This is a genomic window from Lysinibacillus sp. 38-6 (assembly GCF_046245175.1).
Taxonomy (GTDB): Bacteria; Bacillota; Bacilli; order Bacillales_A; family Planococcaceae; genus Lysinibacillus.
In genome coordinates, this window is the sequence record NZ_CP176417.1 from 3,534,978 (window position 1) to 3,549,865 (window position 14,888).

General features: G+C 38.9%; 8 protein-coding genes and 1 riboswitch. Of the genes, 3 read left to right on the plus strand and 5 right to left on the minus strand.

Features of this window, described 5'->3' with window-relative positions; genetic code table 11:
- Positions 1-90: 90 nt before the first annotated feature.
- Both ACKVEV_RS18010 and ACKVEV_RS18015 read right to left on the minus strand, forming a co-directional pair.
- Complete coding sequence (locus ACKVEV_RS18010) at positions 91-1,395, minus strand: hypothetical protein (RefSeq protein ID WP_409367610.1); 1,305 nt, start codon at positions 1,393-1,395, stop codon at positions 91-93.
- 384 nt (positions 1,396-1,779) lie between these two features.
- On the minus strand, positions 1,780-3,444 hold the full coding sequence (locus ACKVEV_RS18015) for an S-layer protein (RefSeq protein WP_409367611.1): 1,665 nt from the start codon (positions 3,442-3,444) through the stop codon (positions 1,780-1,782).
- A 196-nt stretch (positions 3,445-3,640) separates the two neighbouring features.
- Between ACKVEV_RS18015 and ACKVEV_RS18020 the strand changes: the two genes are divergently transcribed.
- From ACKVEV_RS18020 to thiC, 3 genes are all read left to right on the plus strand, one after another.
- Entirely contained in the window at positions 3,641-5,743 is a 2,103-nt protein-coding gene (locus ACKVEV_RS18020; protein WP_409367612.1) for a methyl-accepting chemotaxis protein, read from the plus strand.
- A 475-nt stretch (positions 5,744-6,218) separates the two neighbouring features.
- The gene (locus tag ACKVEV_RS18025) at positions 6,219-7,148 is read left to right on the plus strand and encodes an AEC family transporter (RefSeq protein ID WP_409367613.1); all 930 of its coding nucleotides are present in this window, start codon (positions 6,219-6,221) and stop codon (positions 7,146-7,148) included.
- Positions 7,149-7,196: 48 nt separating this feature from the next.
- A riboswitch (TPP riboswitch) is annotated at positions 7,197-7,311 on the plus strand.
- A 155-nt stretch (positions 7,312-7,466) separates the two neighbouring features.
- Positions 7,467-9,245 (plus strand): phosphomethylpyrimidine synthase ThiC, encoded by a 1,779-nt coding sequence (gene thiC, locus ACKVEV_RS18030; protein WP_409367614.1) that lies wholly within the window; start codon positions 7,467-7,469, stop codon positions 9,243-9,245.
- 189 nt (positions 9,246-9,434) lie between these two features.
- Here thiC and ACKVEV_RS18035 read toward each other — a convergent pair whose 3' ends face one another.
- From ACKVEV_RS18035 to ACKVEV_RS18045, 3 genes are all read right to left on the minus strand, one after another.
- Positions 9,435-11,120, minus strand: coding sequence for a methyl-accepting chemotaxis protein (locus tag ACKVEV_RS18035; protein ID WP_409367615.1), 1,686 nt, complete (start codon positions 11,118-11,120; stop codon positions 9,435-9,437).
- Between the two features lie 433 nt (positions 11,121-11,553).
- Entirely contained in the window at positions 11,554-13,077 is a 1,524-nt protein-coding gene (locus ACKVEV_RS18040) for a catalase (protein ID WP_409367616.1), read from the minus strand.
- A gap of 334 nt (positions 13,078-13,411) precedes the next feature.
- Positions 13,412-14,875, minus strand: coding sequence for a helix-turn-helix domain-containing protein (locus ACKVEV_RS18045; RefSeq protein ID WP_409367617.1), 1,464 nt, complete (start codon positions 14,873-14,875; stop codon positions 13,412-13,414).
- Positions 14,876-14,888 lie beyond the last annotated feature (13 nt).

A 14,888-nucleotide genomic window follows, 5' to 3' on the forward strand; every position in this document is an offset into this window, starting at 1 on the left:
TTTTTTTATAGGCTAAAAGAATGTATGAAGGTTGGTTTATAGAAAAAAACACCCCTTTCAAAACAACGATAGGGGTGTGATGTAACTTATTTAATTCCTAACAATTTGAAACGTACCAGATGTTTGGGTTTCAATAATGTATTGATTGCCATTGACTGTGTAGGACACTGGCTCTTGGTCACCGAATTCATTGATTTGTACAATGGATGAATTGTACGGAATGTTTTCTAAAATAATTTCGATGTTTGCTTCGAATTTTGCAGGCTTTTTATTTAGTACAGCTTGGAACGTAATACGATTCAAATTTCTTGAAAGTTGAATGTCCATTACACCTAAATCTTCATTTACAAGCGTATTTAATGGAGGAATTACGACAGCCATATTCGCTTTTGTTGTTAATACAAAGCGTTCATTGTTCTGTTCAGAGTCGTCAACATTGATTTTGGCTTTATAGGTGTTGCGGCTTTTCGACATCAGCGTATTTTTACCTGGCACTGCAGCGGAGTCTGAAAACTCTGGTGTCGTAATTGTATTACTTTTATTTGGTAATTTATATTTTCCTTTTACATAGTCTACTAATTTCCAAACATTTGGAACGAGTTGTTGTTGTACGGGTGTTAATGCTTCAAAAGCATTTTTCGCGGCTTGTACATCATGCGTTGTAGATGTTTTCGGCGATAAAGCGGTGATTGCATTTTCTACTTCTTTCGCAGCAGCTTTATCCATCTTCACTACTTGTTCAGCATCTAGTAAAAGCTGTTCAATTCCTGTAGGCAAAGAGACGTTAGAAAATTTTCGTAAGGCGTTGTATTCAGCGCGGGCATCTTCCACATCTTTGTGGAAGTTAAGGCGAGATGAATTTAATAATTGAATTTTATTGACCACTTTATCGACAGAAGTATTCGGTGTAATCGTCGATGTCAGTATTTTTTGTGTATCGGCGCTGACAAACGTTTTTTGTGCGGCATTCAATGTGTTGTACCAATCTCTCGTTTCAATAACGTTTTGATAATAGTTAACCGAAGTAGAGTCTACCGATGCCAATTTTTCTTCTATTTGAGCGGCAAGTTTACGATAATTTATTCTCGTTTGCTGGTGATTTGATAGTGTCGCATAATTCGTAACGTACAGTTTTTCTGTTTCAGTTAACGCATTGTAGGCTTTAAGTGCAGCCTCTAAATATGCCTGAAACGCAAACGAGGTATCATTAATATTCGATATAAGCTGCACAACATTCGCAACGTTCGCATTATAGTAGTATGTATTATTATATATGTATGATGTTTTTGCATGTGTTGAATGATCGGCAGCGGATGCAGTTGATATAGGCGTTGTATAAATAAGTGAAGGAACGGCTACAAGTGCAAGCAAGGCTAGGCTTCTTTTATGTTTCATACAGGCAAACCTCCTATTCTTTTATAGTTAATTTTATCATAGATTAGGGATTTTTTATGCATATTTTAGTTGAATAGGTAAAAAGGTCCGAGGAATTTTTGGTGTATGATGTATCTTAGCTACCAACCATTGAGCTTTCAAAACTTTGATAGTGATGAAGGCAGGGGGACGTTGCTTTCCGCGGGCACACCGTAAGCCGTAACCCTCGCTAACGCGCGGCTTGTTGCGTCTTACGTTGCGTGCGTTCCCGCAGGAGTCACCGCCCTTCGCTCCAAACAACTGAACAAAATAGTAGTGTAATAAAATGACAAAAGGCATCAAGTTGAACTTGATGCCTTTTGTTGAGTGTCTAAAAGGACTTTACGTTGAGTAGAGTCTTTTCAATTAATATTGGTATGAGCCTTGTTTCTTTGCAGTTTCATAATAATAAATAGCGCTTTGTAAATTACTAATGGCATTTGACACATCTTGTTGGGTTGCATAAGAGTTACTTACGACATAGTTAGCCTGTTGAACAGCATATTCAATGCTGTTTCTGGCATCTTGTGTTGTCCATTTATCATATTGCCAAATATCAGTCCCATCACCGTTTTTAGAAACCTGAACATAGATAATGGAATTAATTATTGTCGTCAATGGTGTTTTATCAACATAGTATCCATTCGTACCATATTTATATGCATTTTTATAATTCCAAATGGCATTTTCTAAATTTGTAATGGCATTTGTGATTTCAGTTTGCGTCGAATAGTAATAATTTAAGACGTATTGAGCTGATGATACAGCGGAAACTAAAGTGTCTTTCTCGCTTTGCGTTGTCCAAGGTGTATTATATGGTACTTCATATCCGTTATAAGAAACTGTTACATACTGTACAGAATTAATTAATGTTGTAAGCGTTGTTTTGTCGCCAGCAGCATATTTTTTACCGTATTTTTGCACGGCTTGATAGTTTGCTAGCGCATTTTTGTACTGTGTAATGGCATTAAGCACTTGATCTTGTGATGCATTTGTATTATTGGCTACCGTTCTTGCACTCGTGACAGCAGAATCGAATGCTGTTCGTTCAGCTTGTGTCGTCCATTTATCAGAACTTAAAATTTCGTTGCCATTAATGGATACAGCAACATATGGAGGGGAAGCGATTAATTTACTTAGTTCAGTTTTGTTCACAGCTGGCAGTGTTACTTTCGCATTTTTAGCTTCGACTTGAACTTTGTTAATTTGATGCCCTGAATCTAAGCCGATTCTTGCTCCTTGTTTGACAATCACTTGCTCGATTTTACCTTCTCCATATAGGCTAAAATCATTTTCAACATCGATCACCATTTTTTTGACATCAGCCATTACTTCCAGTGAAGTCACTTTGTCTTTCACAGCAATCGAAGAAATCGGATTGTCAGCAGCAATGTTTAACTTCGTGCGTTGTACGATGATTTCTGGTGTTTCAATATCATATAGGGAGACTTTTAACCATTCTATTTTTCTAGTTGCTAACGGTTGGAAAGTAATTGTATCCCCAATTTTAACATTATCAATTGTAATTGCTTTTTTTACTCGATTCGTAACAGTTAGGTCATTTGCAATATTTACATTTAAAATTTTGATGTAATCAGCATTTACCGTTACATCGCCGGCAATATTAGCATCGCCACCATCGAAAACGACTGCTTTTCTGTTCGTGCCTGCATTTTTTAAAGTTAATGAAGTAATGCTTGTAATCTCGTCATTTTTTACAATAACAGTCGCATCGGCATTCATTAAAGCTTGACGATTCGTTGCTTTAAAAATGGGCTTAAGGGCACTGCTAATTTTAAATTGTCCGAGGGAAGTACGGACTGAATCAGATGTCACATTCGTTATTTTTAGTGACTTTTCCCCTGAAAGTACCGATGCTGCTACCTTCTCTGTTGTTTGAACATTGAATTGTGATTGATTGACAGTTGCTTCACTAGAGGCAGCACTTGCGTTTGTAAAGGGGAATACTAAAGTAGTGGTAATGGCAGTTGCCATTAATGTCGTTAACGCTTTATTTTTCAAGTTATTCACTCCTATCAAAGTATTACTAGTAAATATAACATATTTTCATAAAATTTAGTAAAAATGGTTAAGTGTATCAAAATATTGTCTTTTAAATGTAATTTTTACTAGAAAATTTTAATGAACTTGGGAAATTCAGAGTGTTAATTGTTGAGAAACATAGGTCTTTCCATTATTATTGTTTAATAAAAATGGAGGTTTTGTCATGGGAAAAACGAGAAGTATAGCTTTAAAACTTTGCTCGCTAATCTTAGGAGTGTTTTTAGTGTTGTTTATTACCTATACTTTGGTAACGAGCACGATTCTTCACAATCAAAGTGTGCAAGATTCAGAAGAAGCAACACTTCAAAATGCCGAATTGTCGGCTGCAAAGATGAGTGAACGCTTTAAAAAAGTAAATGAAACATTACAAACGACTAAACGTATTGTGCAAACAATGGAAAGTAAAGGTGAATTATCAACAGAGAATGTAATGGAGATACTTGATAATAACCTAAACGACAATAAGGATTTACTTGGTGTAGGGGCGATTTTAGAAAATAACACGGTGAAGATTGGGCCGACGACAGATACGGCTTTAATCGACCAAAAAAATCGTTTTATTCCTTATTTAACACGAGGTAAAAACGAAGTAATTGTGAAGCCAGTCTTAGGGCTTGATGAAAAGAATGGTGCTGAATGGTACCGGATTCCAAAAGAAGAAGGTCGTGCAATGTTAACTGAACCGTATGAATTTAATGTCAACGGTAATACCATTTCAATGACGACTATTGCAGTACCTTTAGTTGATAATAAAGGTACATATTTTGGTGTGCTGTCGGCCACAATCACAATCGACTTTTTGAAAGAATTAGCTGAATCGATCAAGCCTGAAGGTGGATACGCAGGTATTATTACAGATCAAGGTGTTTTAACCGTAAATAGTATTAACGAAAAACTAGACGGCACAAATATGCAAGATGCTATCGATTGGACAAGCATGAAACAATCGATGGAAGATGGGGTGTCAGATAGCGTTTATGTAGACTCCAAGCAACTTGGTGAAAAGTCATTCAATGCTTTTGCACCAATGAAGTTAGAAAATATTGATGAAGTATGGTCAGTACAGTTAGTGTTACCTAAATCTAAAATACTAGAAACGTATAATAAAGTGCTTTTATTTACGATTGGAGCAGCAATTGTAATGGTCATTTTAATGGCAGCAGCAAGTGCTATGTTTATTTATAGACAGTTAAAGCCTCTAAAGGTTTTACGTGCATCTATTGAAAAAGCAGCCGAGGGTGATTTAACATCAAAAATTGATGAAAAATTCATTAAACCCGATGAAATTGGTGCTGTTGCAGTCGCTTATAATAATATGCTGGACAAAACGAACGATGCCATACATACGGTATTAAATTCTTCAACATTACTTAATCAATCTTCAGACAATGTCAATGAGGCCTTTAATGAAATTGTTGCTTCCAATCAGGAAGTATCGGTAGCCATCAATGAAATTGCGCAAGGTGCATCGAAACAATCGGAAGATACAGAAGAAACAAATTATCGAATGATTGATTTATCCGATCAAATTGACGCTATTACAATGCTTTCAAAGCAAATGGATGAACTATCATCGAAAACAAAAGCTTCTACAGAGCAAGGTATGAAAGAAGTTGAAAGTTTGCGCGACCGTAATGCTGAAACGAATGAAATGAATGGTCGTATTCAACAGCAAATGGAATCTTTAGCTAGCAATATTAACAATATCAATCAAATTATCGTATCCATTCAAGGAATTACTGAACAAACGAACCTACTCGCTTTAAATGCAAGTATTGAGGCCGCTCGAGCAGGGGAGCATGGGAAAGGTTTTGCAGTAGTAGCAGAAGAAGTTCGCAAACTGGCAGAACAATCTAAGACTGAAACAGAAGTTATTAAGAAAACGGTGACGAGTATTTTAGAAGATGCCAATCAAACAGTTTCGGTTATTACGTCGAATGCAAGCTTGATGCAAGCTCAAAATGAATCTGTACAAAATACAGAGTTAGCTTTCAAAGATAATAATGAGTTGTCTCATTCTATTGCAACAGCTATTAATGAGCTACTGTCCAATCTTTCACAAATGTTGGAGCAAAAAGATCAAGCGATTACCGCGATACAAAGTATTTCTGCCGTGTCGGAGGAAACAGCTGCTTCTGCTGAGCAAGTAAGCGCATCGGCTGCGGATCAGCAAGCAGAAATGGAGAAGGTCGCTGAATCAATTCATAATATGAACCAAATTTCTAAAGAACTGCAAGAGGTTGTAAATCGCTTTAAGCTTGCTTAATAAAAGGGATGTAAAATCCCTCGAAGCAGAATGGTAATTCCGCGAAGCAGAGAAGTAATTCCGCGGAGCAGAGAGGGAATCCCGCGAAGCAGAGAGGGAATTCCGCGGAGCAGAGAGGGAATTCCGCGGAGCAGAGAGGGAATTCCGCGAAGCAGAGAAGTAATTCCGCGAAGCAGAGAGGGAATTCCGCGGAGCAGAGAAGTAATCCCGCGAAGCAGAGAAGTAATCCCGCGGAGCAAAGAGGGAATTCCGCGGAGCAGAGAGGGAATTCCGCGAAGCAGAGAAGTAATTCCGCGGAGCAGAGAGGGAATTCCGCGAAGCGGTGCACATCTGCCAGCATTACTAGTAGTTGGACTGTCCATTAATTGGACAGTCTTTTTTATGTAAAGCTGTTTTAGATGAGGTGTTATAAGGGAGCATTGACCGGTTTCACGAACAGTTTTACTATAGAAAGAGATGAAAGGGGGTCGCCTCCATGATGTATCTTGGTATGATTTTTTTTAAGATTGTTGCGCCTATTTTGGTGTTGCTTGTACTTGGTGCATTTTTGCAAAAGAAATTTTGTTTTAATTTAAAAGCGTTGTCTCAGCTCATTACGTATTGTTTTATGCCGGCAGCGGTATTTGTTAATTTATATGAAACGACTGTGGAGTTAGCAGTGCTTGGCGAAGTGGCATTATTTATTGTGCTCTTTATCGGGAGTCAAATGGTACTTAGTCACTTTTTAGCAAAGGCACTTGGGCTAGCGAAAACGGAGACGGCAGTATTTAAAAATAGTGTGGTCCTCATCAACTCTGGAAACTATGGCATTCCGGTAGCGCAAATGATTTTCGCGGCACAGCCAATAGGGGTAGCAATCCAAGTACTTCTCGTTATTTTTCAAAATATGACGACTTATACATATGGTTTATATAACTTAATCTCTTCCACTAAATCAGGGATGGCGATTATGAAGGACTTCCTAAAAATGCCGATTATCCATGCCCTCATAATCGGCGGGGCCATGAATTTTTTTCATATCGGCATTCCGCAATTTATCCGTATTCCAATTGACCACGTGGCGGATGGTTTTATTGCCGTAGCACTTATTACACTCGGCGCACAACTATCACAGCTTGAAATCAAATCAATGTTCAATAAAACGGTCTTTGTCAGCTGTATTACGCGTCTTGTTGTTGGTCCAGCTGTAGCATTGCTTATTATTTTTGTGCTTGGCTTAGACGGTGTAGTGGCGCAATCACTCTTTATTGCAAGTGCCTTTCCGACGTCGCGCAATAGTTCTAGTTTAGCGCTAGAATATGATATCGAGTCGGCAACGGCTGCACAAACCGTGCTATTTTCAACAATCGTTAGCTGTATTACCGTCACTGTAGTAATTTATATAGCGGAAATACTCTTTACATAATGGACTTCCATCTATTAGCATTATCTGTTACACTAGCATCAAACTGAATAGCTTAACTAGGGGAGTCCGATGAGTCGGGCTGAGAGGGAAACGCATGGAGGTTTCTTGACCCTTTGGACCTGATCTGGCTCATACCAGCGTGGGAAAGTTAATGAACATCGCACTCCTTGAACTATTGAATTGTGCGATAAATAAACCTTACATGTACAGCCGGATCCAATTACTTTTGGATTCGGCTTTTTGTTTGTAATACTGCTTATTGGCGTGAGCTAGATTCGGTCCTTGTAAAAAATACTAAAAAAGGGAGCGGAATAGTGAATGACAACAATTAGCGAAAAAAACATGCACATTATGGCGAGCTTTGATGGCAGTAAAAAAGTATATGTAGAAGGAACACGCCCAGATATTTTAGTACCGATGCGTGAAATTATGTTAAGCCCGACAACTGGTAGCTTTGGAGAAGAAGATAATGCACCTGTTCGCGTTTACGATACGAGTGGCCCTTATACCGATCCAACGTATACAGTCGATATTACGAAAGGTTTACCGGCTCTACGTAGTGCGTGGATTAAAGAACGCGGGGATGTAGAGGAATATGAGGGACGCACTATAAAGCCTGAAGATAATGGTTTCCGCAAAGCAGATGATCCACGTATGTATGAAAATGTTTTTCCACAGCTTTCTCGCAAGCCTTTACGTGCGAAAAAGGGCCGCAATGTGACCCAACTGCATTATGCAAGGCAAGGGATTATTACCCCGGAAATGGAGTTTGTGGCGATTCGTGAACATGTTAAGCCAGAATTTGTACGTGCGGAAATTGCCGCAGGACGTGCCATAATGCCATCGAATATTAATCACCCAGAGGCTGAGCCGATGATAATCGGTCGTAACTTCCATGTAAAAATCAACGCCAATATCGGTAATTCGGCTGTCACTTCCTCCATCGCCGAGGAAGTGGAAAAAATGACGTGGGCGACGCGGTGGGGTGCGGATAATATTATGGATTTATCTACTGGTAAGCATATTCATACAACGCGTGAATGGATTATTCGTAATGCCGCTGTGCCTGTAGGAACAGTGCCGATTTATCAAGCACTTGAAAAGGTCAATGGCGTAGCAGAAGATTTAACGTGGGAAGTGTATCGTGATACGTTAATCGAACAAGCTGAGCAAGGGGTTGATTACTTTACAATTCATGCGGGTGTCTTACTGCGTTATGTACCATTAACAGCGAAGCGCGTTACAGGCATTGTGTCGCGAGGAGGCTCCATCATGGCACAGTGGTGTCTATTCCATCATCAAGAAAATTTCTTATATACGCACTTTGAAGAAATTTGTGAAATTATGAAAACATATGATGTTGCTTTTTCGTTAGGGGATGGTTTACGTCCTGGCTCCATCGCAGATGCCAATGACGAGGCACAGTTTGCAGAGCTGGAAACGCTAGGAGAGTTAACGCAAATTGCCTGGCAGCATGATGTACAAGTAATGGTAGAAGGACCAGGACACGTACCAATGCATCTCATTAAAGAAAATATGGACAAGCAATTAGAAGTGTGTAAAGAAGCACCGTTTTATACACTAGGGCCGCTTACTACAGATATTGCGCCAGGTTATGATCATATTACATCTGCCATTGGTGCGGCAATGATAGGTTGGTTTGGCACAGCGATGTTGTGCTACGTAACACCGAAAGAGCATTTAGGGTTACCAAATCGAGAGGATGTTCGTGTGGGGGTCATTACTTATAAAATAGCAGCGCATGCAGCTGATTTGGCGAAGGGGCATCCAGGAGCACAGCAGCGAGATGATGCGCTGTCGAAGGCGCGTTTTGAGTTCCGCTGGCGCGATCAATTCAATTTATCGCTAGATCCTGAGCGTGCTGTAGAATACCACGATGAAACATTGCCGGCAGAAGGTGCAAAAACCGCCCATTTCTGCTCAATGTGCGGTCCTAAGTTTTGCAGTATGAGAATTTCTCAAGATATTCGTAATTATGCTAAAGAAAAAGATTTAACTACGACGGAAGCGATTCACCAAGGGATGCAGGAAAAGGCGCAAGAATTTAAAAATGCTGGTAGCCGATTGTATCAGTGATAAAAAATAAGAGTGGATAGTGAAGGCGTAGCAAAAGTGTTAGATTGACGGCAGTCAATCTAACACTTTTTTGCTGTCTTTATATAGATGAAATCTAGAAGAGGGCTACCTGTGCTTGTGCAAAAAGCGTCTGCAATAGCAGACAACAACTTCGGGAATTTTAGGTAGTGGAAATTTGTTCCCACCTTATTAGACTTTAAATTTGTGTATCTCCTCTTGAAGCGTCGTTGCGCCATCACTTAATGATTTTGCGACAGCATTTGTTTCTTGAATGGTTGCTGCTTGTTCTTTTATGGAATCAGCCATCCATGTAGATTGCTCCGCTACACTTTTTGCCGTAACGGACATTTCATTAACTGAAGTGGCGACCGCTTCAGTACTAGCAGAAATTTGTTGGGTAGATGCGGAAACGTCTTGAATTTCCGATGCCATCCCTTCGATTGCACTCTTAATGTTAAGAAAGGCGGTTTGTGCATGTTGAATGTAAGAAACACCTTCATCAATGTTGTGCACTGTAACAGTTACCGCTTTTTCGACTTCCACTGTATTTTGCTGAATATGAGTAATTAAATGAATGATTTGATTAGCTGATCGTTTGGATTCTTCAGCTAGTTTACGTACTTCATCAGCAACAACAGCAAAGCCTTGCCCATGTTCACCAGCGCGGACTGCTTCGATAGTTGCATTAAGGGCCAGTAGGTTAGTTTGATCGGTAATATCAGTTATGACTCTCGTAATATGTTCAATTTCTGCCGATTGTGCACTTAACTGTTTAATGAGTTCGTTTGTTTTTTGTGATGATTGCTGAATGACCATTATCTGATTTTCAGTCGTCTGCAACATCTTTTCCCCTTCATTAGCAACAGTTTGTGTATTAAGCGCCTTTGCATGCAGGGTTTGTGTGGCTTCAGCGATACGTTGTACACCACGTGCTGTTTCGTCCATGGACATAGAGGTTTGCTGTCCAGTTGCTACGGCTTGCTTACCATCCTCCGCCATTATTGCGATACGTGTGGCAATATCGTTCGCAACTTGCGAAACTTCGTCTGTGCTTGCAGACAGTTCTTCGGAGCTAGATGTTGTGTGCGCTACATTTGTTGCAACATTATCAATTAGGGAGTGCAAGTTCGTTTTCATTACATTAAATGAATCAGCTAACGTTCGAATCTCATCTTTTGTCTTTACTTTCACATCTTCCTGACGTAAATCTCCGGTAGCAATGCTATTCGCTGCAGTAGCTAGTTTTTTGACTGGAATTGTAATAGCCCGAGTCATGAGGAATGCGATGGTAAAGGAAAGAAGTGTGGAAAAGGCAGCGAGGACTAGGATGATAAATGAGCTAAAATCCTCCACTCGTGACGATTTCGCTCGAGCCATTTGGATTTGTTCCTCTTCATAAACTGCTATATCATGGACTGCTTGTTGAATTGCTTCACTTGCAGGACGTGCCGTTGTTCTAAGAATATCGATGGCAGATTGCAAATCATTCGGATTGTATGTATTGATAATCTCTAATGCTGCCCTTTCAAAGATCGCTTGATTTGTTTTGATTATTTGCATTTGTTGTCGCGTCGTTTCACTAGTGAATAGCTTGTCTAACTCAGCCAACTTAGTTTGAATAATCTTTTCTTGTTCCTCGAGCTTTATACTTGTTTCCTCATTTGGTTCAAGAATATAGGAGCGCAGATGGCTTCCTTGCAAAGCAGAAGCACTAAGAATCTTATCGATTTGGATAAGCTTATTTACACGGTTTTCAAATAAGTCATGATTCAATTTATCGATATGATTTAGTTGATAGTACGCTATTGAGGAGATCGTTAGTAATAAAAGAATTATTGTTCCAAAGCCAATATAAAGCTTCTTTCGAATCGACATTTACTTTCCTCCATTCTAGGTTTTGTAGTAGTGGTCACTATCATGGGCATAATGCGATTACAAACAAAACAAATGTGTGGAATGTATAAAGATAAATGTTGTAAATATCACCTATTTGGAGAATTCCACTGTATATTACCTTGTCAGTGAATGGGGGGAGAGGCCTTAGTAAGAGTGGTAGAACTTAGCTCCAATCAACTGAGTAGGAAATGGATCGTTTGGTTTGTAGAGACGGATGATAAAGCTTTAGAAGAAGGAAGATTGAAAAATGTAAGATAGTCTTCCATTTGTTATAAACCTTATTTGGATATTTCGTTGGGACTAGAAAAAAACGAAGAAAAAATGACAAAAGGCATCGAGAAATAAATTCTCGCTACCTTTTGTCTACTTGCCGATAATGACAAGTATAATTGGATATCAATAGAGTGGAATATTAAATATTTGCTACTTGTTTTACTTCTTGTTGTTTCTTAACGTATGGGTTTGACAGATCCATGCCTTCTAATGACAGACCCATTGCTTTTGCAACACCTTCACCATATGCAGGGTCAGCTAGGTAGCAGTGTAAGATGTGACGACGTTTAATGAATTCCTCAACAGAAGCCATATCATTTGCTGTATTTTCGAATAAGCGTTGTTGCTCTTCTGCAGATAATAGACGGAATAACTTACCTGGTTGCTCGAAGTAGTTATTGTCATCTTCACGGAAGTCGTGAATATCAGCATGACCATCAATGCGTAATGGTGGCTCTTTGTAGTCTAGGTTGTGCTCCCATTCACCATAGCTGTTTGGTTCATAGCTTAATGTAGAACCAAGGTTGCCATCAAAGCGCATAGCGCCATCGCGGTGGAACGAACGGAATGGGCATTTTGGTGCGTTAACAGGCAGCATGTGGTGGTTTACGCCTAAGCGATAGCGAGCTGCATCTGCGTATGCAAAAATACGAGCTTGTAACATTTTGTCTGGAGAGTAGCTGATACCAGGCACAATGTTAGATGGTGCAAACGATGATTGTTCTACTTCTGCAAAGTAGTTATCAGGGTTTTTATTTAACTCGAATTCGCCAACTGGAATTAGTGGGAAATCTTTTTTATACCAAACTTTTGTTAAATCGAATGGGTTATAAGGTAATTCACGCGCTTGTTCTTCTGTCATAACTTGAATGTACATTTTCCATTTCGGGAAATCGCCTCTTTCGATTGCTTCGTACAAGTCACGTTGTGAAGATTCACGGTCTTTACCGATAATTTCAGCTGCTTCTTCACCAGTTAAATTTTTAATGCCTTGCTCTGTGCGGAAGTGGAATTTCACCCATACGCGCTCATTTTGAGCATTGATAAAGCTGTACGTATGTGAGCCGAAACCATGCATATTACGGTAACCAGTTGGAATACCACGGTCAGACATTACAATTGTGATTTGGTGTAATGCTTCTGGTAATAGCGTCCAGAAGTCCCAGTTAGAATTTGCGTTTTTCATATTTGTACGTGGGTCACGCTTTACAACATGGTTTAAATCTGTAAAGTGTAACGGATCGCGGAAGAAGAATACAGGTGTGTTGTTACCAACTAAGTCCCAGTTACCTTCTTCAGTATAGAATTTCAGCGCGAAACCACGAATATCGCGCTCTGCATCTGCAGCACCGCGTTCTCCCGCTACAGTTGAGAAACGAGCGAACATTGGCGTTTGCTTACCGATTTCAGAGAAGATTTTTGCTTTCGTATATTGAGAAATATCATGCGTTACAGTGAATGTGCCGAATGCGCCAGAACCTTTTGCGTGCATACGACGCTCAGGAATAACTTCACGGTTGAAGTTTGCTAATTTTTCAACTAACCATACATCTTGAAGTAAAAGTGGACCACGAGGACCTGCTGACATAGAGTCGTGGTTGCTTACTACTGGAGCACCACCTGCTGTTGTAAAACGACGGCTACGATCATTTGCGTTTGTCATATTAGTTTACCTCCTGAAAAATATTGTGAGTCAAACTCCTCGCTATAACTATAACAAAAATAAAATAGAATTTCTAGTACATTATAATAATTATCGTTAAAGAATTTATCTAGCAAGATATAAAGTATAAATATATGCGCGGTTTTCAACAAATAGACATAGTTTTTTAAAATATTTTCACTGTTTTCATAGTTTTTACGGTCATTTCGAAGGAAATGTTGATTCACTATTATATAGGTATAAACTTGAATTCATTCGTGATGAATTGTTCATTTTTATAATCATATTGAAAATAAGGGTGTCTAATTGAAAATTACTTTGCTACAATACCTCCTTATATTTTCCAACCTTTGCGATAACGATTAGGTGTAGTACCTATTAGTCGTTTAAATAATTTACTGAAATAATTAGGGTCTTCAAAGCCATTCAACAGCGCGATTTCGCTCACAGCAAAATCTGTTTCGATTAACATTTTGGTCGAACTTTGAATACGAACCTGTTGTAAATAGCGTTTTAATGGCTGTCCTTGCTTCTTTGAAAATATCGTACTTAAATAATTCGCACTAATCCCTAATTTGTGGGCGATAAAAGGTAAGGATAATTCACTGTTGTGATAGTGATGATCAATTATTTCTATAGCTAATTCAACATAGTCTGCTTTTTTCTCCATGCGCGCCTCGCGAGCTAAATCTATAAGTCTTTGGGTGAATACAATAATGCCGTTAAGAATTGTATAGAGTATAGGATGTTCAATAATTAAGTGAAAAAGCTGACGGTAGTTCTGTTCGATAGCGGCTTTTTCGTGCAGTTTATATTTCAACATAAAGCGACGGATTTGCGCTAAGACGCTTGTTAGATGAATGCGTAAATCATCTTGCTCGTAATAAATTCCGCCATTTGAGAGGCGATATAAGAACGCCTTTACTGCATCAACATTACCTTCCTCTAAGCTATTGATAAGTAGTTGCTGTTCTTCTGGTGTGAGTAAAGGGTCTAGAGGCTGTGTTTGATATTGTTTAGTCGCATAAAAAATATGCCCGAAGCCTTCATAAAAACTTTGCAGCAGTGCACGCTTTGTTACAGCAAACATTTCTTTTAAAGTCGTAGGTGGGCCATCGTAAATACTGATATTCAAACCTCCGCTATTCGTTATCTGCCATTCTTTTAATAATGTGCGAATATCTTTTTCAATAATTTTTAAATCGCTTGTTTGAAATAGGCAAATAATTGTATCGGCTAATGGATAAATGCTCATTTGATAAAAAATGGGCGTTTGTTGCAGCCATAAGTACAGTTTATGTAATGATTCAGCATGCTCCGGTTCAATCATCGTAAATTGAATGTCTGTTGCGGACGTATTGGTCGTACTTTCTAAAAATAATTGATAGTAAAAAGATTCGTCTTTAGCATCATTACTAGCTTTTTGCAGTTCAGGTGTATGCAGTGAAATAGCAGAGAGCTTTTGCTTCAATACTTCTAAATCAATAGGTTTTACAAAAAGATGTACGACCTGTAAGTCAATTGCTTTTAATGCATTTTTAAATAGTGGCTCTGTCGTGATCGCCAGTATTTTGCCGGCATACTTTTGTAAAAGTCCGTACAGAGCAGTTAAGCGATTACTAGACAGCAAATCAATATTTAATAAAATGACTTCTGGCGAAAATCGCTGGATGCTTTGAGCAGCTTCGGAAATAGACGTACACATCTCAATTGATAAATCTCCAGGGAAGTATGTATGTAAAAACCAACGAATACCTGAAAGTTCAGTTTGATCTCGATCAATGAATAATAGTCGCATGCAATCAGTCCTT

Coding starts and splice junctions, on each gene's coding strand:
- ACKVEV_RS18010 (WP_409367610.1), bottom strand. CDS start 1,395: ATGAAACATAAAAGAAGCCTAGCCTTGCTTGCACTTGTAGCCGTTCCT.
- ACKVEV_RS18020 (WP_409367612.1), top strand. CDS start 3,641: ATGGGAAAAACGAGAAGTATAGCTTTAAAACTTTGCTCGCTAATCTTA.
- ACKVEV_RS18025 (WP_409367613.1), top strand. CDS start 6,219: ATGATGTATCTTGGTATGATTTTTTTTAAGATTGTTGCGCCTATTTTG.
- thiC (WP_409367614.1), top strand. CDS start 7,467: ATGACAACAATTAGCGAAAAAAACATGCACATTATGGCGAGCTTTGAT.
- ACKVEV_RS18035 (WP_409367615.1), bottom strand. CDS start 11,120: ATGTCGATTCGAAAGAAGCTTTATATTGGCTTTGGAACAATAATTCTT.
- ACKVEV_RS18040 (WP_409367616.1), bottom strand. CDS start 13,077: ATGACAAACGCAAATGATCGTAGCCGTCGTTTTACAACAGCAGGTGGT.
- ACKVEV_RS18045 (WP_409367617.1), bottom strand. CDS start 14,875: ATGCGACTATTATTCATTGATCGAGATCAAACTGAACTTTCAGGTATT.